The sequence below is a fragment of the Streptomyces griseofuscus genome, from assembly GCF_014673495.1.
Classification (GTDB): Bacteria; Actinomycetota; Actinomycetes; order Streptomycetales; family Streptomycetaceae; genus Streptomyces; species Streptomyces murinus.
Genome location: NZ_CP051006.1, coordinates 1,929,811 through 1,951,876, shown reverse-complemented (window position 1 = coordinate 1,951,876; position 22,066 = coordinate 1,929,811). Strand labels below are relative to the sequence as shown.

Sequence of the window (22,066 nt, the reverse complement as noted above, 5' to 3'; positions counted from 1 at the left end):
GTCCGCCCCCTTCCGCGCGCGAGCGCAGCCCCGAATCTTCGAGATTGGTGTGTCCAGATGCCCCAGCAGCAGGCCGGTCAGGCCCACTCGGTCGACATCGACGAGTACAACAGCACCGCGGTGGCCCTTCCCGAGCTGCCGCTGCACGAACTGTTCACCGCCCAGGCGGGCCGCACACCCGATGCCATCGCCCTGCTGTGCGGCGAAGTCGAGCTGACCTACCGGCAGTTGGACGTGTCCTCGGACGCGTTCGCTCACCGGCTGGTCGCGGCCGGGGTGCGGCCCGGCGATCGGGTGGGGCTGTTCCTGAACCGGTCGGTGGCGTATGTCGTGGCGATGCTGGGGGTGTTGAAGGCGGGCGGTGTGTATGTGCCGTTGGACGCGCGTCAGCCGGTGGAGCGGTTGGGGTGGATGCTGCGGGACACGGGTGCGGTGCTGCTGGTGACCGATCGCCGTGAGGGTGGGACGGACTTCGCCAGTGAGCTGCCGGTGGTGCGCGTGGGCGCCGAAATCGCCGCGGGCGACGGGGAGTCGGCGTCGCTTGCGCTGTCCGTCGCTCCCGATCAGGCGGCGTACGTGATGTACACCTCGGGGTCGAGCGGTACCCCGAAGGGCGTGGTGAACACGCACCGCAATGTGGTGGAACTGGCCCTTGACCCCTGGTGGTCCGGTTCCGGCGCGCGCCACCGCCGCGTTCTCGCCTACTCACCGCTGGCCTTCGACTCCTCGACGTACGAACTGTGGGTGCCGCTGCTGAGCGGCGGACTGGCGGTGATCCTCCCCGCGGCCAAGATCGACCTCGGCGAGATCGCGGACGCCATCACCCGATTCGATGTCACGGCCGCCTACTTCACCACCGCCCTCTTCGACGCGATGGCCCAGGAGGCCGTCGACAGCCTGGGGCACCTGGAGGAGATCTGGACCGGCGGCGACGTGCTGTCCAGGACCGCGTTGGAGAAGGTGCTCGCGCACTGCCCCGGAACCACCGTCGTGCACGCCTACGGCCCGACCGAGTCGACGGTCTTCTGTAGCTACCAGGTCTTCGCCACGGACACCCGGACCGTGGAACGGCTCCACCTGGGCGTCCCGATGGCCAACACCGCCATGTACGTCCTGGACGAGCGACTGCGCCAGACGCGGCCGGGCGAGCCGGGCGAGCTGTACGTCGCCGGATCCCACCTCGCCGCCGGCTACTTCGGTCGTCCGGCGCTGACGGCGGAGCGGTTCAGCGCGAACCCGTACGGTCCGCCGGGCAGTCGTATGTACCGCACGGGCGATCTGGCCCGCTGGAACCAGCACGGTGAGATCGAGTTTTTGGGCCGTGCCGATCAGCAGGTCAAGCTGCGGGGCTTCCGGATCGAACTCGGTGAGATCGAGACGGTGTTGAGCCGGGTGGCGGAGGTGGGTCAGGCGGCGGTCGTCGTGCGCGAGGACCGCCCGGGGGACAAGCGGCTCGTCGCGTACGTCGTGTCCGGTGCCGGGTGCGAGATCGACCCGGAGGCGTTGCGGCGGTACGTGGAGGGGGCGCTGCCCGAGTACATGGTGCCGTCTGCCTTCGTCACCCTGGACGCCCTGCCGCTCACCGCCAACGGCAAGCTCGACCGGCGTGCCCTGCCCGAACCGGTGCCGGCCGGCGGCGCGGGTGGCCGTGCCGCTCGCACGCCCGCCGAAGAAGTCCTGTGCACCTTGTTCGCGGAGGCCCTGGGGCTGCCGTCGGTCTCGGTGGACGACGACTTCTTCCGGCTCGGCGGCCACTCGCTGCTCGCCACCCGCCTCGTCTGCCGCATCCGCGCCCTGCTCGGCACCCAGCTGTCGCTGACCGACTTCTTCCGCCACCCGACGGCCGCCCTGCTCGCCGGTCATCTCGCCGGAGCGGTCGCGGAGGACCGTCCCGCGCTGGTGGCGGTCGAGCGCGGTGCCACGGTCCCGCTCTCCCCGGCCCAGCAACGGCTTTGGTTCCTGGACCAGTTGGAAGGCCCGTCGGCGACGTACAACATCCCGCTGGCCGTCCGGGTGCGGGGCACCCTCGACCGGGAGGCACTGCGCGGCGCCCTGTCGGACGTCGTCGCCCGGCACGAGGTGCTGCGGACGCGGTACCCGGCCCAGGACGGCACGCCGTACCAGTCCGTCCTGCCGGTGGAGTCGATCGATCTCGCGCTGCCGGTGGTCCCGGTGACCGAGGACGCGCTGCAAGACACCCTCGGCGAGCTGGCCGGGAGCCTGGCCTTCGATCTCGCCCGCGACCTGCCCCTCCGGGGGACCCTGCTGGAGCTGGCACCGGACGATCACGTGCTGCTGCTGGTGGTGCATCACATCGCCTCGGACGGCTGGTCGAACACCCCGTTGATGCGGGACCTGGGGACCGCGTACGAGGCCCGGCTCGACGGGGTGGCACCGGGCTGGGAGCCGCTGCCGGTCCAGTACGCCGACTACACCCTCTGGCAGCGCGACATCCTGGGGAGCGCGGACGACCCGGACAGCGTGATCTCCACACAACTCGCCTACTGGAAAGGCGCGTTGGCGGAGCTGCCCGACACGGTGTCGTTGCCTGCGGACCGGCCGCGCCCGGTGGTGGCCTCCTACCGGGGCGCCACGCACACCGTGTCCTGCCCGGCCGAGACGCACCGGGCACTCACCGCCCTGGCCCGGGAGACCGGCACCACGTTCTTCATGGTCGCCCAGGCGGCGGTGGCGGCGCTGCTGACCCGCTCGGGCGCCGGTACCGACATCGCCATCGGATCCCTTGTCGCGGGGCGCGGCGACGAGGCGCTCGACGATCTGGTCGGCTTCTTCGTCAACACCCTGGTCCTGCGCACCGACACCGGCGGTGACCCCTCCTTCCGTGAACTCCTCCGGCGCGCCCGGGAGACCGACCTCGCGGCCTGGGCGCACCAGGACGTGCCGTTCGACCGCCTTGTCGAGGCCCTCAACCCCGAGCGGTCCGCCTCCCGGCACCCGCTCTTCCAGGTCATGCTCACCGTGGCCGACGCCGTCGACCCGGCGCCGCCGCTGCCCGGCGCGGACACCAGCGCGAGGCAACTCCCGCTGGGTGCGGCCAAGTTCGACTTCACGGTGAACTTCCACGAGCACCACAGCCACGACGGCGGCCCGGCCGGCCTCGACATCACCATCGAGTACGCCACCGACCTCTACGACGCCGTCACCATGCGCGCCGCGGCGGCCCGTCTGGTCCGGCTGCTCGGCGCGGCCGTCACCGAACCCGAGACCCCGATCGGCCGGATCGATCTGTTCGGCGAGGCCGAACGCGCCGAACTCCTCGTCGCCTACAACGAGACCGCGACCGAGCTGCCCACCGCCACCCTGCCGGAGCTGTTCACGGCACAGGCGGCACGTACACCGGGCGCGGTGGCACTGGTGTGCGGGGAAGTCGAGCTGACCTACCGGCAGTTGGACGTGTCCTCGGACGGGTTCGCTCACCGGCTGGTCGCGGCCGGGGTGCGGCCGGGTGATCGGGTGGGGCTGTTCCTGGACCGTTCGGTGGCGTATGTCGTGGCGATGCTGGGGGTGTTGAAGGCGGGCGGTGTGTATGTGCCGTTGGACGCGCGTCAGCCGGTGGAGCGGTTGGGGTGGATGCTGCGGGACACGGGTGCGGTGCTGCTGGTGACCGATCGCCGTGAGGGTGGGACGGACTTCACCGGCGAGCTGCCGGTGGTGCGGGTGGGGGATGAAATTGCCGTGGCCGACGGCGAGTTGGCGCCATTGGGGCTCTCGCTCTCCCCTGACCAGGCGGCGTACGTGATGTACACCTCGGGGTCGAGCGGTACCCCGAAGGGCGTGGTGAACACGCACCGCAACGTGGTGGAACTGGCCCTTGACCCCTGGTGGGCGAGCGGTCGGCACCGGCGGGTGCTGGCCTATTCACCGCTGGCCTTCGACTCCTCGACGTACGAACTGTGGGTGCCGCTGCTGAGCGGCGGACTGGCGGTGATCCTCCCGGCCGCCGAGATCGACCTCGGCGAGGTCGGGGAAGCCATCGCCCGACACGGCGTCACGGCCGCCTACTTCACCACGGCCCTCTTCGACGCGATGGCCCAGGAGGCCGTCGACAGCCTGGGTCGCCTGGAGGAGATCTGGACCGGTGGCGATGTCCTGTCGGCCACGGCCCTGCGGACGGTCCTGGACCGGTGCCCGGACACCACCGTGGTGCACGCCTACGGCCCGACCGAGGCGACCGTGTTCTGTAGCTACCAGGTCTTCACCACGCAGACCCGGACCGTGGAACGGCTCCACCTCGGCGGCCCCATGGCCAACACCGGCATGTACATCCTGGACGACCGGTTCCGCCCCGCGCCTCCGGGCGTCACGGGCGAGCTGTACGTCGCCGGATCCCACCTCGCCGCCGGCTACTTCGGTCGTCCGGCGCTGACAGCGGAGCGGTTCACCGCGAACCCGTACGGTCCGCCCGGCGGTCGTATGTACCGCACGGGCGATCTGGCCCGCTGGAACCAGCACGGTGAGATCGAGTTTTTGGGCCGTGCCGATCAGCAGGTCAAGCTGCGGGGCTTCCGGATCGAACTCGGTGAGATCGAGACGGTGTTGAGCCGGGTGGCCGAGGTGGGTCAGGCGGCGGTCGTCGTGCGCGAGGACCGCCCGGGGGACAAGCGGCTCGTCGCGTACGTCGTGTCCGGTGCCGGGGGCGAGATCGACCCGGAGGCGTTGCGGCGGTACGTCGGGGGAGTGCTGCCCGAGTACATGGTGCCGTCTGCCTTCGTCACCCTGGACGCCCTGCCGCTCACCGCCAACGGCAAGCTCGACCGGCGTGCCCTGCCCAAGCCGGCCCTGCGGGGCGGCGCGGGCGGCCAGGCCGCTCGCACACCCGCCGAGGAGGTCCTGTGCACCCTGTTCGCGGAGGCCCTGGGGCTGCCGTCGGTCTCGGTGGACGACGACTTCTTCCGGCTCGGCGGCCACTCGCTGCTCGCCACCCGGCTGGTCGCGAGGGTGCGGGAGATCTTCGGGGTACAGATGCTGGTGCGGGACCTGTTCCGGCACCCGACGACGGCCGCGCTGGCCGCTCACATCGCGGACGGCCAGGATGGTCAGGACGGTCAGAGCGACACCACCCGCCCCGCCCTGACCGCCGGATCCCGTCCGGCGCGCCTGCCGCTCTCCCCCTCCCAGCAACGGCTCTGGTTCCTCGACCAGATGGAGGGCCCCTCCGCGACGTACAACATCCCGCTGGCCATCCGCCTCACGGGCGGCCTCGACCGGGACGCGCTGCGGAGCGCCGTGTCGGACGTCGTGGCCCGGCACGAGGCGCTGCGCACCCTGTTCCCCGCCGAGAACGGCGAGCCGTACCAGCGGATCGTCCCGGCCGAACAGGCGGAGGCCCCCTTCGCCGTCCCCTTCGCCGTCCTCGGCGCCGACGAGGACACGCTCGCGGCGCGGATCGGTGAGGAGGCGGGGCGCCCGTTCGTCCTCGACTCCGAACTCCCAATACGCGCCGTCCTGTTCGAGCTGGCGCCGGATGAGCACGTCCTGCTGCTGGTGATGCATCACATCGCCTCGGACGGCTGGTCGAACACCCCGCTGATGCGGGACCTGGGGACCGCGTACGGCGCCCGGATCGAGGGCGGCGCGCCGGGCTGGGAGCCGCTGCCGGTCCAGTACGCCGACTACACCCTGTGGCAGCAGGAAGTCCTGGGGGACGCGGACGACCCGGACAGCGCGCTCTCCTCCCAACTGGGCTTCTGGAAGGACGCGTTGGTGGGACTGCCGGACGAGGTGTCGCTGCCCGCGGACCGGCCGCGTCCCGCGACGGCCTCCTACCGGGGCGCCACGCACACCATGTCCTGCCCGGCCGAGACGCACCAGGCGCTCACCGCCCTGGCCCGGGAGACCGGCACCACGTTCTTCATGGTCGCCCAGGCGGCGGTGGCCGCGCTCCTGACCCGCTCGGGCGCCGGAACCGACATCGCCATCGGCGCCCCCGTCGCCGGACGCGCGGACCAGGCACTCGACGATCTGGTGGGCTTCTTCGTCAACACCCTGGTCCTGCGCACCGACACCGGCGGGGACCCGACCTTCCGTGAACTCCTGCGCCGTACACGGGAGACCGATCTGGCGGCCTGGGCCCATCAGGACGTGCCGTTCGACCGCCTTGTCGAGGCCCTCAACCCCGAGCGCTCCACCTCCCGCCACCCCCTCGCGCAGGTCATGCTCTCGGTCACCGACGCGGTCGTACCGGTGCCCGAACTGCCGGGTGTGACCGCCGAGTCGGAGTTCACGCCACTGGAGGTCGCCAAGTTCGACCTCACCTTCACCTTCCGGGAGCACCGCACCCCGGAAGGCGAACCGGCCGGCTTCGACCTGAGCGTGGAGTACGCCACCGACCTGTACGACGCGGACACCGTCCGCGCCGCCGCGGCCCGCCTGACCCGGCTGCTGGGCGCGGCGGCCGACGCCCCTGACCTGCCGGCCGGCGAGCTGGACATGCTCGGCGAGGAGGAACGCCGACGGCTGCTCGTCACCTGGAACGGCCCCGTGGTCCCCGGTGCCGGGACCTCGCTGCCGGAGGCGTTCGCCGCGCAGGTCGCCCGCGAACCGGCCGCGCCGGCCGCGGTGATGGGCGAACGCACCCTCACCTACGCCGAGTTGGACGAGCGCACCGACCGGCTGGCCCGTCGGCTCATCGGCGAGGGCATCCGCGCCGGGGACCCCGTGGTCCTCTTCCTGGAGCGCTCGCTGGAGGCGGTGGTCGCCCTGCTCGCGGTCGTGAAGGCCGGAGCGGTCTACGTCCCGCTGGACGTCCGCTACCCCGCCGACCGCATCGCCCTCATCATCCGGGACTCCAAGGCCACGGTCTTCCTCACCGACCGCGACCTGACCGGCTTCGACCTTCCCGAGCACGCCCGCACGATCCCGGTCACCGGTGTGGCGGACCACCCGGGGGACCACCCGGCGGACCCGCAGGCCACGGCCGGGGGAGCGGACCCCCTGCCCCGGATCCACCCCGACCAGCCGGCCTACGCCATGTTCACCTCCGGCTCGACCGGCGTCCCCAAGGGCGTCACGGTCACCCACCGCAACATCACCGAGCTGGCCGCCGACGTACGGTTCCCCCTCGCATCCCGGGCCCGGATGCTGCTGCACTCCCCGATGGCCTTCGACGCCTCCACCTTCGAATTCTGGATGCCACTGCTGACCGGCGGCACGCTCGTCGTCGCACCGCCCGGGCCGCTGGACACCACCGCGATGAGCCGCGCGCTGTCCGAGGGCCGGATCACGGGGCTGATCCTGTCGTCCGGGCTGTTCCAGATGCTGGCCGAGGACGACCCGGCGGCGCTGGCGGGCGTACGGACCGTGCTGACCGGCGGTGACGTCATGTCCGTCGAGGCGGTCCGCCGTATCCATCAGCACTGCCCCGAGACCACCGTGCTCAACGGCTACGGCCCGACCGAGACGACCGTCCTGGTCGCCGCGCACACCGTCCGGGCGCCCTACGACCTCCCGGGCGCGGTACCCATCGGCACCCCGCTGGACAACACCCGGATGTACGTCCTGGACAGCCGGATGCGCCTGGTCCCGCCCATGACACCGGGCGAGCTGTACCTGGCGGGCTCCGGACTGGCCGCCGGCTACCCGAACCGGTCCGCGCTGACCGCCGAGCGGTTCACCGCCGACCCTTACGGGCCGCCCGGCAGCCGTATGTACCGCACGGGCGACCTGGCCCGCTGGAACCGGCACGGAGAGATCGAGTTCCTGGGCCGCGCCGACCAGCAGGTCAAACTCCGTGGCTTCCGGATCGAACCCGGTGAGATCGAGACGGTCCTGTGCCGGCACCCTTCGGTGGCGCAGGCGGCCGTGGTGCTCGGCGAGATCAGGGCGGGCGACAAGTGCCTGATCGCCTACGTCACCCCCTTCGAGGGCGGCCGGGTGGACATCGCCGAGCTGCGCGCGTGGGTGGCCGCGACCCTGCCCGACTACATGGTGCCGTCCGCCTTCGTCCGGCTGGACGCCCTGCCGCTCACCGCCAACGGCAAGCTCGACCGCCGTGCCCTGCCCGCGCCCGAGCCGGCCGACATGGGAGCGGTGGCCGAGGGCCGGGCCCCGCGCACCCCCAACGAGGAGATGCTCTGCGGCCTGTTCGCCGAGCTGCTCGGCCGCCCGTCGGTCTCCATCGACGACAACTTCTTCCACCTGGGCGGGCATTCGCTGCTCGCCACCCGGCTCGTGCGCCGGATCAACAGCGTCATGGGGGTCGACCTGCCGATCGGCGCCCTCTTCAACAACCCGATGGTGGCCACGCTGGTCGAGCAGCTCGACCGTATCGGCAGCGCCCGGCCCAAGCTTCGGCCCATGCGCCGGATGGGAGCGTCCAAGTGATCCCCTTGTCCTTTGCCCAGCAGCGGCTGTGGTTCCTGGACCAGATGGAAGGCCCCTCCGCGACCTACCACATTCCGCTGGCCGTCCGGATGCGCGGCGCTCTCGACCGTGCTGCCCTGCGGGGCGCCCTGGCGGATGTCGTGGCCCGGCACGAGGTGCTGCGCACCCTGTTCCCCGCCCAGGAGGGGACGCCGTACCAGTCGATTCTCGCGGAGGAGGACGTCGATCTCCCGCTGCCGGTGATCCCGGTAACCGAGGACGCGCTCGCCGGCACCCTCGGCGAACTGGCGGCGAAGACCTTCGACCTCGCCCATGACCTGCCCCTGCGCGCGACCCTGCTGGAGCTGGCCCCCGAGGACCACGTCCTGCTGCTGGTCGTGCATCACATCGCCTCGGACGGCTGGTCCAACGCCCCGCTGATGCGGGACCTGGGGATCGCGTACGGCGCCCGGATCGAGGGCGGTGCGCCGGACTGGGAGCCGCTGCCGGTCCAGTACGCCGATTACACGCTGTGGCAGCAGGAGGTGCTGGGCGACGCGGACGACCCGGGCAGCGTCCTCTCGTCCCAACTGGGCTACTGGAAAGACGCGTTGGCGGGGCTCCCGGACGAAGTGTCGTTGCCCGCGGACCGGCCGCGCCCGGTGGTGGCGTCGTACCGGGGTGCTACGCACACCGTGTCCTGCCCGGCCGGGACGCACCGCGCGCTCACCGCCCTGGCTCGGGAAACCGGCACCACGTTCTTCATGGCCGCCCAGGCGGCGGTGGCCGCGCTGCTGACCCGCTCGGGCGCCGGAACCGACATCGTCATCGGCTCCCCGGTCACCGGCCGCGGCGACGAAGCCCTCGACGACCTGGTCGGCTTCTTCGTCAACACCCTGGTCCTGCGCACCGACACCGGCGGGGACCCGTCCTTCCGCGAACTGCTCCGCCGCGCCCAGAAGACCGATCTGGCGGCCTGGGCCCACCAGGACATGCCGTTCGACCGTCTTGTCGAGGTCCTCAATCCGGAGCGCTCGGCCTCCCGTCATCCGCTCTTCCAGGTGATGCTCACCGTCGGCCAGTCGCTCGACGCGGCGGCCCCCGAACTCGGCTTCCTGGAAACGTCGTTGGTGATTCCGGAACTGCGGATCGCGAAGTTCGACCTGACCTTCGGCTTCCAGGAGCGCGCCCGCGGCGACGGCGACCCGGCCGGATTCGACATCGTCGCCGAGTACGCCACCGACCTGTACGACGCGCGGACGGTACGGGCGGTCCTCGACCGGCTGACGCGACTGCTCACCGCGGTGGCCGAGACCCCGGACACACCGATCGGCGAGCTGGACGTGCTGGCGGCAGACGAACGCCGGCAACTGGACACCTGGGCCGGTCCCCGCACCCGCGCCCCCCAACTCTCCCTGGACCAGCTGTTCAGCGGAAAGGCGGCCGCGACCCCCGACGCCGTGGCCCTTGTCCATGAGGAGCAGCGGATCACCTATGCGGAGCTGGACATCTGGTCCAACCGCCTGGCCCGCCACCTCACCGCACGCGGCGTGACACCGGGCAGCCTGGTCGCGATCCACCTCGAACGCTCACCTCTGCTGATCGCCTCGCTGCTCGCGGTGCTGAAGGCCGGCGCCGGATACACCCTGCTGGACCCCCAGTTCCCGCTGGAGCGCCTCAACAAGGCCCTCGAACAGACCGGTCCATCGGTGGTGATCAGCCAGGCGTATCTCCCTGCGCTGGAGCACACCGCCCCCCTGATCGACCTCACCGCCGACGCGACGGTGATCGCGGCGACTTCGGGTGCGGCGGTGGAGACGTCCGGCCACCCTGAGGCCGTGGCCTGCATCATGTTCACGTCCGGCTCGACCGGCACCCCGAAGGGCGTGGCCGCCTCTCATCGCGCCCTGGCGGCGACGTTCTTGGGCCCGGACTACCTCCACTTCGGCCCGGAGCAGAGCTACTTGCAGTGCTCGCCGATCTCCTGGGACGCTTTCGCGCTTGAGGTCTTCGGCCCGCTCCTGCATGGCGGTACCTGTGTCCTCCAGCCCGGTCAGCACACCGATCCGCACCAGATCGTGGAGCTGGTCGAGCGGCATCGGATCACGACGCTTCAGATGTCCGCGAGCCTGTTCAACCACATGCTGGACGAGCACCCGGCCGTTTTCGACGTCGTACGTGAGGCCATGACGGCCGGGGAGGCCGCCTCGCCCACCCACACGGCTCGGGCCCTCGCCGACCACCCTCATCTGCACCTGATCAACGGCTACGGTCCCGCGGAGAGCATGGGCTTCACCACCACCCATCCCATCACCGCCGACACCACGGACGCCACCACCATCCCCATCGGCAGTCCGGTGACGGGCAAGAACGCGTACGTCCTCGGCCCGAACCTCGAACTCCTCCCGCCCAACACGCCCGGTGAGCTGTACGTCGCCGGACATGGCCTGGCCCACGGGTACATCGGCCAACCCGCGCTCACGGCCGACCGGTTCACCGCGAACCCGTACGGTCCGCCCGGCAGCCGTATGTACCGGACGGGTGACCTGGCCCGCTGGAACCATCGGGGCGAGCTGGAGTATCTCGGCCGCGCGGACCAGCAGTTGAAGCTCCGGGGGTTCCGCATCGAACCCGGCGAGATTGAGAACGTCCTGCGCGCGCACCCCTCCGTGGCCCAGGCGGCGGTCGGCGTGCGTGAGGTCCGGCCGGGGGACAAGCGGCTCGTCGCGTACGTCGTGCCGGTCGCCGGTGGCCGGATCGAGCCGGAGGCGCTGCGCCGGCACGCCGAGAGCGCGCTCGCCGACTACATGGTCCCGGCCGTCTTCATGGCGCTGGACGTCCTTCCCCTGACCGTCAACGGCAAGCTCGACCAGCGGGCCCTGCCCCAGCCAAGTCTCCAGGGGCACACCACCGACGGACGAGCCCCCCGCACCCCCGCCGAAGAGGTCCTGTGCACCGTCTTCGCCGAGGTACTGGGCCTGCCCTCGGCCTCCGTGGACGACGACTTCTTCCGCCGCGGCGGCCACTCCCTGCTCGCCACCCGGCTGGTCTCCAGGGTGCGCGAGATCTTCGGAGTGCGGTTGCTGGTAAGGGACTTGTTCCGGTACCCGACGGTCGCCGCGCTGGCCGAGCGCATCGCGGGCGACCGGGCGGAAGCGTCCCGGCCCGCCCTGGTGGCGGGGGAGCGTCCGGCACGGCTGCCGCTCTCCCCGGCCCAGCGCCGGCTCTGGTTCCTGGACCAGATGGAGGGCCCCTCGGCGACGTACAACATCCCCATGGCCATACGGCTGACCGGTGACCTCGACCGTGCGGCGCTGCGGGGCGCCCTGGCGGACGTCGTGGGCCGGCACGAGGCCCTGCGCACCCTGTTCCCCGCCGAGCACGGCGAACCCCGCCAGCAGATCGTCCCGGCCGACCGGGCGGAGGTCCCCTTCACCGTCCTCGGCGCCGACGAGGACACCCTGGCGGCCCGGATCAGCGAGCAGGCCGGCCGGCCCTTCGCCCTCGACTCCGAACTCCCGCTGCGCGGCGTCCTGTTCGAGCTCGCGCCGGACCATCACGTCCTGCTCCTGGTGGTGCACCACATCGTCTCGGACGGCTGGTCGAACACCCCGCTGATGCGGGACCTGGGGACCGCGTACTCCGCTCGGGTCGAGGGGGCGGCGCCGGGTTGGGAGCCACTGCCCGCCCAGTACGCCGACTACACCCTGTGGCAGCAGGCACTCCTGGGGGACGCCGACGACCCGGACAGCCTGATCGCCGCCCAACTCGGCCACTGGCGCAACGCCCTGGAGGCCGTACCGGACGAGGTGACCCTTCCCGCCGACCGGCCGCGTCCGGTGGTGGCGTCGTATCGGGGCGCCACACACACCGTGTCCTGCCCGGCCGAGACGCACCGCGCGCTCACCGCCCTGGCCCGGGAGACCGGCACGACGTTCCTCATGGTGGCGCAGGCGGCGGTGGCCGCGCTGCTGACCCGTTCGGGCGCCGGTACCGACATCGTCCTCGGCTCACCCGTGACCGGCCGCGCGGACCAGGCGCTCGACGATCTGGTCGGCTTCTTCGTCAACACCCTGGTCCTGCGCACCGACACCAGCGGCGCCCCCTCCTTCCGCGAACTGCTGCGCCGCGCCCGGGACACGGACCTCGCCGCCTGGGCCCACCAGGACGTTCCCTTCGACCGCCTTGTCGAGGCCCTCAATCCGGAGCGCTCGGCCTCCCGGCACCCGCTGTTCCAAGTCATGCTCACCGTCGGCCAGTCCCTCGGTTCCGGACCCGAACTTGATGGCTTGGAAACCGAGTTCGTCGTCCCGGAGCTGAGGATCGCGAAGTTCGATCTGACCTTCGGCTTCGAGGAGCACCTGGCCGAGGACGGCGGTTCGGCCGGCTTCGACATCTGCGTGGAGTACGCCACCGACCTGTACGACGCCGGTACGGTACGGGCCGCCGTGGCGCGCCTGGTCCGGCTGCTCGGCGCGGCGGCCGAGGCGCCCGATCTGCCGTTCGGCCGACTGGAGATCCTCGGCGAGGAGGAGCGCGGCCGGCTCACGGCCTTGGCCGGTCCCGACACCTCCGCCCCACGGCTCTCCCTGGACCGGCTGTTCAGCGAGCGGGCGGCGCGGGTCCCCGACTCGGTGGCCCTTGTCCATGAGGAGCAGCGGATCACCTATGCGGAGCTGGACATCTGGTCCAACCGCCTGGCCCGCCACCTCACCGCGCGGGGCGTACGGCCGGGTGGCCTGGTCGCGATCCACCTCGAACGCTCACCTCTGCTGATCGCCTCGCTGCTCGCGGTGCTGAAGGCCGGCGCCGGATACACCCTGCTGGACCCCCAGTTCCCGCTGGAGCGCCTGAACGGCGTTCTCGCGCAGACCGATCCGGCCGCCGTGATCAGTCAGGCGTACCTCCCTGCGCTGGAGCACGCCGCGCCGTTGATCGATCTGACCGCCGACGCGACGGTGATCGCGGCGACTTCGGGTGCGGCGGTGGAGACGTCCGGGCATCCCGAGGCCGTGGCCTGCATCATGTTCACGTCCGGTTCGACCGGCACCCCGAAGGGCGTGGCCGCCTCTCATCGCGCGCTGGCGGCGACGTTCTTGGGCCCGGAGTACCTTCATTTCGGCCCGGAGCAGAGCTACTTGCAGTGCTCGCCGATCTCCTGGGACGCTTTCGCGCTTGAGGTCTTCGGCCCGCTCCTGCATGGCGGTACCTGTGTCCTCCAGCCCGGTCAGCACACCGATCCGCACCAGATCGTGGAGCTGGTCGAGCGGCATCGGATCACGACGCTTCAGATGTCCGCGAGCCTGTTCAACCACATGCTGGACGAGCACCCGGCCGTTTTCGACGTCGTACGTGAGGCCATGACGGCCGGGGAGGCCGCCTCGCCCACCCACACGGCTCGGGCCCTCGCCGACCACCCTCATCTGCACCTGATCAACGGCTACGGTCCCGCGGAGAGCATGGGCTTCACCACCACCCATCCCATCACCGCCGACACCACGGACGCCACCACCATCCCCATCGGCAGTCCGGTGACGGGCAAGAACGCGTACGTCCTCGGCCCGAACCTCGAACTCCTCCCGCCCAACACGCCCGGTGAGCTGTACGTCGCCGGACATGGCCTGGCCCACGGGTACATCGGCCAACCCGCGCTCACGGCCGACCGGTTCACCGCGAACCCGTACGGTCCGCCCGGCAGTCGTATGTACCGGACGGGTGACCTGGCCCGCTGGAACCATCGGGGCGAGCTGGAGTATCTCGGTCGCGCGGACCAGCAGTTGAAGCTCCGGGGGTTCCGCATCGAACCCGGCGAGATCGAGAACGTCCTGCGTGGGCACCCCTCCGTGGCCCAGGCGGCCGTGGTCATCGGCGAGATCCGGCCCGGCAACAAGGGCCTCATCGCCTATGTGACCCCCCTCGACGGGGCCCGCATCGACATCGCCGGTCTCCGCGCCCACGCCTCCGTGTCGCTTCCCGACCATATGATCCCAGCGGCCTACGTCCCCCTGGACGTCCTCCCGCGCACCACCAACGGCAAGCTCGACCGCCGCGCCCTGCCCCAGCCCGACCCCGACGACCAGCCCCGCACCGGCCGGGGCCCCCGCACCCCCGCCGAAGAAGTCCTGTGCACCCTGTTCGCCGAGGTCCTCGGCCTGTCCTCGGCCGCCGTGGACGACGACTTCTTCCACCGCGGCGGACACTCCCTGCTCGCCACCCGGCTGATCAGCCGCATCCGCACCATCTGGAGCACGCACACCACGATCAGCGACCTGTTCCGCTATCCGACACCCGCACTGCTCGCCGAGCACATCGCGGCCGGTGCGGGCGGCGGCAGGGCCAACCCGCTGGAGGCGGTCCTGCGGATCCGGGGCTCGGCGGAGGCATCCGCGCCGCCGCTGTTCTGCGTCCACCCCATCTCGGGGATCAGCTGGGGATACGCCGGTCTGCTGCGGCACATCGGCGAGGAGCACCCCGTCATCGGGTTGCAGGCCCGGCACTTCACCGAGCCGCAGCGCCGCCCCGGGTCCATCGCGGAGATGGCGGACGACTACCTGGCCTCGATCCGCGCGGTCCAGCCGCACGGGCCGTACCACCTGATCGGCTGGTCCTTCGGCGGCATGGTCGCGCACGCCGTCGCCGCCCGGCTGGAGCGGCTGGGCGAGGAGGTACGGCTGCTCGGGCTGCTGGACGCCTATCCGCTGCCGGAGGGCTTCGAACCGCGGCCGATCACCGGCGGGGACGTACTGCACGGCCTGCTCGGCGAGGTGCCGGCGGACGTGTCCGTCCACTGCGCCGAGGGGGCGCCGGACGTACGCGAACTCGCCCTGCTGGTACGGGAGCGGGCACCCGGGCTCGGTGAACTCGACGGACCGGGCGCGGCAGCCGTCGTCGAGGCGACCATCGCCAACCTGGACATCCGGCTGCGCCATGTGCCGGACCTGCCCTTCACCGGCGACCTGCTCTTCTTCAACGCCACCGGCACGCCTGCCCCGTTGACGGCGGCCGAGGCCTGGGCGCCGTACGTGGGCGGCCGGATCGAGGAGGTCGACATCGACTGCCGGCACGCCGAGATGACCGAGCCCGAGCCCCTGCGCGCGATCGGCGAGATCCTGTCGGGCCGGCTGCGCCCCGCCAGGCGCTAGCCCCGCCACCCGGCCCTCCGACCGACCGCCCGGCGGCCCCCGAGTCACTTTCGACCGGGCCGCCGGGCGGTCGTCGGTCGGACCCCTGGCCAACCCCCGGGCGGATCCCCGAACGAACCCCGGGCGGATCCCCGAACGAACCCGAGCGGCCCCCGGACGAGCGCGCCCCCCTCACCCCGCCCCCTCCGCCACGCGGTGACTGCCCGGGAACTGCCGCCCCAGCCACCGGATTCGGCCGGGTCTTTTTCCTAACGTGAACGTGTCCGAACGGCCGACCCGGTACGCAAAGGAGCGGCCCGGCCTCAGAGGAAGCAAGGGATATGGCTGATCATTCCGGCTGGCGCCTCGGTATCGCTTCGGCTCCCATCCATCACGGCGAGATCCTTCAGGGAGTCTTCCCCCACGAGGGCGGACTCACCAGGGGCCTGGTGACGCTCCCCTGCACCATCTACAAGACACACGCGACCTTCATGCCGGCACCCGGTGCCGAACTGACCGTCTCCCCGGCCTGGAAGACCAAGGCCCTGCGCGCGGCCGAACTCACCATCGCCGCGATCAGACCGGACGGGGAACACCCCGTGGGCGGTCACCTCGACCTCTCCGGCGACGTCCCGCTGTGCCGTGGCTTCGGCTCCTCCACCAGCGATGTCCTCGCCACCATCTGGGCGGTCAAGGACGCGTTCGTCAGCGCGCTGGCCCCCGAGGACGTGGCCCGGCTCGCCGTACAGGCGGAACTGGCCTCCGACTCCCTGATGTTCGAGGAGACATCGGTGCTGTTCGCCCAGCGCGACGGCGAGGTCATCGAGGACTTCGGCTACCGCATGCCACCGGTGCGCGTCCTCGGCTTCGGCTCACGGCCGCAGAACAACGGCCAGGGCGTGGACACCCTCGCCTTCCCGCCGGCCAGCTACGGCACCGACGAGACCCGGAGCTTCGCCGAGCTCCAGGCCATGCTCCGCGACGCCATCCAGACGAAGGACGCGGCCCTCCTCGGCGCGGTGGCCACCGCCAGCACCGAGATCAACCAGCGGCATCTGCCGATACCGGACCTCGACCGGATCCGCTGGATCGTCCGGGAGGTCGGCGCCCTCGGGGTGCAGACCGCCCACAGCGGGGACATCGCCGGCATCCTCTTCGACCGCGACGACCGCGATGTCGAGGCCCGCACCGAACACGCGAAAGACCTTCTGCACAGCACGGGCATCCACGAGCAGTGGATCTTCACGACGGGTGACTGACATGACGACGACCGTGGTCGCGAGTGCCGCCAAAGTGCACTCGTCCGTAGTGGAAGCCACCGAGCTCCCGCGCCTCATCCGACTCACCGACAACCTCTACGGGGCCGCCTTCAGCCTGATGAAGCTGCTGCCCGCCCGCTACATCATCGACCAGGCCGAGGCCGCCGGGACGCTGCTCCCGGGCACCCCGATCATCGAGACCTCCTCCGGCACCTTCGCCCTGGGCCTCGCCATGGTGTGCCGGCTGCGCGGCTACCCCCTCACCATCGTCGGCGACGCGGCGATCGACCGGGAGCTGTACACCCGGCTGACGATGCTCGGCGCGACGGTGGAGATCGTCGAGGACACCGGACAGCCCGGCGGCATCCAGGGCGCCCGGCTCGCCCGGGTCGAGGAACTGCGCCAGCTGCGCCCGGGCAGCTTCGTACCGGGCCAGTACGACAACCCCGACAACCCGGCCGCGTACGGCTCGGTCGCCGAACTGATCGGCGGCACCCTCGGCCCGGTCGACTGCCTGGTCGGCCCGGTCGGTTCGGGCGGCTCCACCGGCGGTCTCGCTGCGGCCCTGCGGCTCTCCGACCCGACCCTGCACCTGGTCGGCGTCGACACCCACGGCTCGATCATCTTCGGCACCCCGGACCGCCCCCGGATGCTGCGCGGCCTGGGCAGCAGCATCCACCCGGGCAATGTGCGGCACTCGGCCTACGACGAGGTGCACTGGGTCACCGCGCCCGAGGCGTTCCACGCCACCCATGAACTCTTCCGCACCCACGGCCTGTTCATGGGCCCGACGAGCGGCGCGTCCTTCCAGGTCGCCGCCTGGTGGGCGCGGCAGAACCCCGACAGCACGGTGGTCGCCGTACTGCCCGACGAGGGTTACCGCTACCAGTCGACCGTCTACAACGAGACCTGGCTGCGCGAGCAGGGCATCACCCCGGCCGCCAACCCGGCGGGCCCGACCCTGGTCGACCACCCGCTGGACGCGCCGTCCACCTGGTCCCGGCTGCTGTGGGCGCGGCGCCGGTTCGACGATGTGATGGTGCCCGGAGCGCGCGCATGAACGACCGGCTGCTCCTCCTGATCGAGTCCAACACCACCGGCACAGGGCGCCAGTTCGCCCAGCGGGCCGTCGCGGCGGGCACCGAACCGGTACTGCTCAGCGCCGACCCAGGACGCTATCCGTATGCCGCCGAGGACGGGCTGCGCACGGTGGTCGTCGACACCGCCGACCCTGCGGCCCTCTGGTCGGCGGTGCGGGAACTCGCCGAGGGCGCCGAGATCGCGGGCGTGCTGTCCAGCTCCGAGTACTTCGTGGCCACCGCCGCCGAGCTGGCGGACCGGCTCGGGCTGCCCGGCCCGGCCGCCGAGGCCGTACGGGCCTGCCGCAACAAGACCACCCAGCGCCGCCTCCTCGCCGGAGCCGGGGTGCCGGTGCCCGGGTTCACGGAGGCCGGCGAGGTCGCGGAGGCCGTCGACGCGGCCGCCCGGCTGGGCCTGCCCGTCGTGGTCAAGCCGGTCCAGGGCTCCGGCAGCGTGGGCGTACGGCTGTGCGCGAGCCTCGGGGAGGTCGCCGACCACGCCGGGACCCTGCTGGCGGCCACCGTCAACGAGCGGGGGCTGGCCGCGCCCACCCGGATCCTGGTCGAGTCGTATCTGACGGGCCGGGAGTTCTCGGTCGAGGTGGTCGGGCACGAGGCCGTGGTGACCGTCGCCAAGCACGTCGGCCCGCCACCGGTGTTCGTCGAGACCGGCCACGACCTGCCCGCCGACCTGCCGGCGCGGCAACGGGACGCCCTGACCGGGTGCGCGGTCGCGGCCGTACGGGCCCTCGGCCTCGGCTGGGGCGCGGCGCACGTGGAGCTGCGGCTGGACGGCGACACCCCCCGGGTGATCGAGGTCAACCCGCGGCTGGCGGGCGGCATGATCCCCGAACTGGTGCGCCGCGCCTGCGGGATCGACCTGGTCACGGCGCAGGTCCGGTCCGCCGCCGGGCTGCCGGTGACGCTGGAGCGCGACCGGGACGCCGGGGCGTCGATCCGCTTCCTGACCGTCGAGGCGGCGGGCACCCTCGGCCCCGCGGCCGCCGTCGAGGGGGCACTGTCCCGGGCGCGGCAGGTGCCGGAGGTGGTGGACGCCGCGCTGTACCGCGCGCCGGAGGCGCCCGTGGGACCCGCCGAGGACTTCCGGGGCCGACTCGGCCATGTGATCACGGCCGGTTCCTCGACAGCAGCCGCGGCACGGGCGGCGGACGAGGCGGTGACCAGGCTGGCCGGCGCACTGCGCCCCCCGGCCGCGCCGCCGACGGCCCAGCCGCCCGCACCGGCCGACACCGCCCCGGACCACCAGGACCATCAGGGCCACAGGGGTCGCGAGGAACACAAGGACCCCAAGGACCGCCAGGAGACCGTATGAGCGCCATCGATGCCATCCACGCCCTCGACGCGATCGCCTGCCGAACCGCGACGGCCGTCCGTGACGGGGCCGACACCGGCCGGCTGCGGACCACGCTCAACGACGAGGCGCACCGGATCGTCTACGACCAGTACCTGCCGGGCTCCGGCTCCGGCCGGGACGGCATGGTCCAGGAGCTGCGCCTGATCAGCGAGGTGGACCTGGCCCATCTGGTCATGCTGGCCGAACGCGGCATCGTGGACACCGGCCGGGTCGCGATCCTGCTGGACACCATCTCCGCGCTGCGCGCCGACGACTTCGCCGAACTGCGCGGCATGCCCATGCCCCGCGGCGTCTACCTGGCCTACGAGGGCAGACTGGTGGAGCGGCTCGGCGAGCGGATCGGCGGGGTCCTGCACACCGGACGGTCCCGCAACGACCTCAACGCGACGACCGTACGGCTGAAGACCCGCGGCCCGTACGGCGAACTCCTCACCGAGGTCGCCGAGTTGGCCGACATCCTGCTGGCCGCCGCCGATGTCTACCGCGATGTCACCATGCCCGCCTACACCCACGGTCAGCCCGCCGTGCCGATCACCTACGGGCACTACCTGACCGGCGTGGCCAGTTCGGTGCTGCGGAGCCTGGCGGCGCTGCTGGAGGCGGGCCGGGAGATCGACGTCAACCCGCTCGGGGCCGGTGCCGTCGGCGGCACCTCCGTCCGCATCGACCCGCACCGCACGGCCGAACTGCTGGGCTTCACCGGCGCGGCACCCAACTCGGTCGACGCGGTTGCCTCACGGGACTTCGTGCTGCGCCTGCTCGCCGCCTGCTCCACCCTCGGGGTGACGATGGCCCGGGTCGCCCGGGATCTGAGCACTTGGACCTCGGAGGAGTTCGGGCTGCTGCGGATGGCCGACGACCTGGTCGGCTCCAGCTCGATGATGCCGCAGAAGCGCAACCCGTTCCTGCTGGAGCACATCCAGGGCCGGTCGAACGCCGCCCTCGGCGGTTTCGTCGCCGCCTCCTCGGCGATGAGCACGGCCGGCTTCACCAACGCCATCGCGGTGGGCACCGAGTCGGTACGCCATCTGTGGCCGGGCCTGCGCGACACCCTGGACGCGGTCACCCTGCTGCGGCTGGTGGTGGCCGGCGCGGAGCCGGAGCGCGAGCGGATGGAGGAGCGGGCCGTCGGGGGCTTCACCACGGCGACGTACCTGGCGGAGTCCCTGGTGATGGACGGCATGCCGTTCCGCAAGGCCCACCATCTGGTGGGGGAGACCGTGCTGTCGGCCCTGGACCGGGGGGTCTCGCTGACCGAGGCGGGCCGCGAGCGGCCCGAGGTCGCCGCGCTCGCAGCGGGGGACGGCTCGTCCTGGCTCGATCCCGCGGACGTCGCCGCCGCGTACGCCTACGGCGGCGGGCCCGGCGCCACCTCGACCGAGGCGGCCCTGCGCCGGCTCACCGCCGAACTCGAAGGACTGCACGACGAGGTGACGGCCCGCAGGACCCGCTGGACGAAGGCGGCCGACCGGCTCACCACGACGGTACGGGCGCTGGTCGAATCGTCATGAGCGACGAGAACGCGGTCATGGGCGAAGAGAGATCCGTGATGGGCGACGAGAACGACGGCGGAACGGGGCTGGACATGCGGCCCCGGCGCGACTTCCGGCTGCTGTGGGGCGGCGAGACCGTCAGCAAGTTCGGCAGCAGCATCTCCGGCGTCGCCATGCCGCTGGTGGCCGTGGTGACCCTGCACGCGGGCACCCTGTGGGTGAGCGTGCTGGCCGCCGCCGCCTGGCTGCCCTGGCTGCTCTTCGGGCTGTCGGCGGGCGCCTGGGTGGACCGGGTACGGCGGCGCCCGCTGATGATCGCCTGCAACCTGGTCTCGCTGGTGCTGCTGGCCGGCGTTCCCGTCGCCGCCTGGTACGGCGTCCTCACCCTGGCGCAGCTGTTCGCCGTGTCCCTGCTGACCGGCTGCGCGAGCGTCCTCTTCTCCGTGGCGTACCGCGTCTATCTGCCGACCGTCGTGGCCAAGGACGAGCTGTCCGCGGCCAACGCCAAGCTTCAGGGCAGCGAGTCGGTGGCGCAGCTGGGCGGTCTGGGGGCCGGCGGTCTGCTGGCGGGGGCCCTCGGCGCGGTGACCGGGCTGCTGGCCGACGCGGCGACCTTCCTGGTCTCCACCCTGTGCCTGCTCGCCGTGCGGGGCCGCGAACCGCGCGTCGAGACGCCCCGGGCGCGCCCCGGGCTGCGCGCGGAGATCCGGGAGGGCCTGCGCCACACCCTGCGCGATCCCTACCTCCGGGTGCTCACGGTCTACGGGTCGGTCACCAATCTGCTGCTGACCGGCTGCCAGGCCATCCTCACCGTCTTCCTGGTGCGTGAACTGGGCGTCGGCGAGGGCGCGGTGGGCTGGCTGCTCGCGGCGGGCGGCGTGGGCGGATTCCTCGGCGCCCTCGCCGCGGGCCCGATGGCCCGGCGCTTCGGCACGGCCCGCGGCATGCTGCTGTGCAAACTCGTCACCGCCCCCCTGGGACTGCTGATCCCGCTGGCGGGCCCGGGCGCCCGCTCCGTGCTCGTGGCCCTGGGCCTCGCGGGCCTGTCGGTGGGCGTCGTCTGCGGCAGCGTCATCCAGGGCGCGTTCCGGCAGACATACTGCCCGCCCGGACTGCTCGGCCGGATCACGGCGAGCTACTCCGTCGCCAACTACGGCTCGGTGCCGGTCGGCGCGCTGCTCGGCGGCGCGCTCGGTACGGCCGTCGGACTGCGGCCGACGCTGTGGCTGCTGACCGCGGGACTCGCCGTCAGCAGCCTGCTGTTGCTGGTGAAGCCGCTGGCCGGACGCCGCGACCTGCCCACCGAGCCGGTGGCCGGGGAGCGGTCCGCGGCGGAGGCGACGGCGGCACCGGTGCGCACGGCCACGGCCACGGCCCGCGCGATGTGACGGCCCTCTCTGACGAACGCGTATGACTC

The 22,066-nt window shown here is 72.1% G+C and carries 7 protein-coding genes; all 7 read left to right on the top strand.

Features of this window, described 5'->3' with window-relative positions; all coding sequences use genetic code 11:
- Positions 1-57: 57 nt before the first annotated feature.
- The 7 genes from HEP81_RS08615 (at position 58) to HEP81_RS08585 (ending at position 22,037) form a co-directional block, all read left to right on the top strand.
- Positions 58-8,343: a non-ribosomal peptide synthetase gene (locus HEP81_RS08615; RefSeq protein WP_190275970.1), complete on the top strand. Its 8,286-nt coding sequence runs from the start codon at positions 58-60 to the stop codon at positions 8,341-8,343.
- A complete protein-coding gene (locus tag HEP81_RS08610; protein WP_190275969.1) occupies positions 8,340-15,464 on the top strand; it encodes an amino acid adenylation domain-containing protein in 7,125 nt (2,374 codons plus the stop codon). The genes HEP81_RS08615 and HEP81_RS08610 overlap by 4 nt, the downstream gene beginning before the upstream one ends.
- Before the next feature lie 320 nt (positions 15,465-15,784).
- Positions 15,785-16,702, top strand: coding sequence for a GHMP family kinase ATP-binding protein (locus HEP81_RS08605; RefSeq protein WP_037659848.1), 918 nt, complete (start codon positions 15,785-15,787; stop codon positions 16,700-16,702).
- 1 nt (position 16,703) lies between these two features.
- Positions 16,704-17,762: a PLP-dependent cysteine synthase family protein gene (locus HEP81_RS08600; protein ID WP_051850437.1), complete on the top strand. Its 1,059-nt coding sequence runs from the start codon at positions 16,704-16,706 to the stop codon at positions 17,760-17,762.
- Positions 17,759-19,114: an ATP-grasp domain-containing protein gene (locus tag HEP81_RS08595; protein WP_078967555.1), complete on the top strand. Its 1,356-nt coding sequence runs from the start codon at positions 17,759-17,761 to the stop codon at positions 19,112-19,114. Before HEP81_RS08600 ends, HEP81_RS08595 begins: the two co-directional genes overlap by 4 nt.
- Positions 19,111-20,667: an argininosuccinate lyase gene (gene argH / locus HEP81_RS08590; RefSeq protein WP_051850436.1), complete on the top strand. Its 1,557-nt coding sequence runs from the start codon at positions 19,111-19,113 to the stop codon at positions 20,665-20,667. The genes HEP81_RS08595 and argH overlap by 4 nt, the downstream gene beginning before the upstream one ends.
- Positions 20,664-22,037 (top strand): MFS transporter, encoded by a 1,374-nt coding sequence (locus HEP81_RS08585; RefSeq protein ID WP_243279339.1) that lies wholly within the window; start codon positions 20,664-20,666, stop codon positions 22,035-22,037. The genes argH and HEP81_RS08585 overlap by 4 nt, the downstream gene beginning before the upstream one ends.
- Positions 22,038-22,066: the final 29 nt, after the last annotated feature.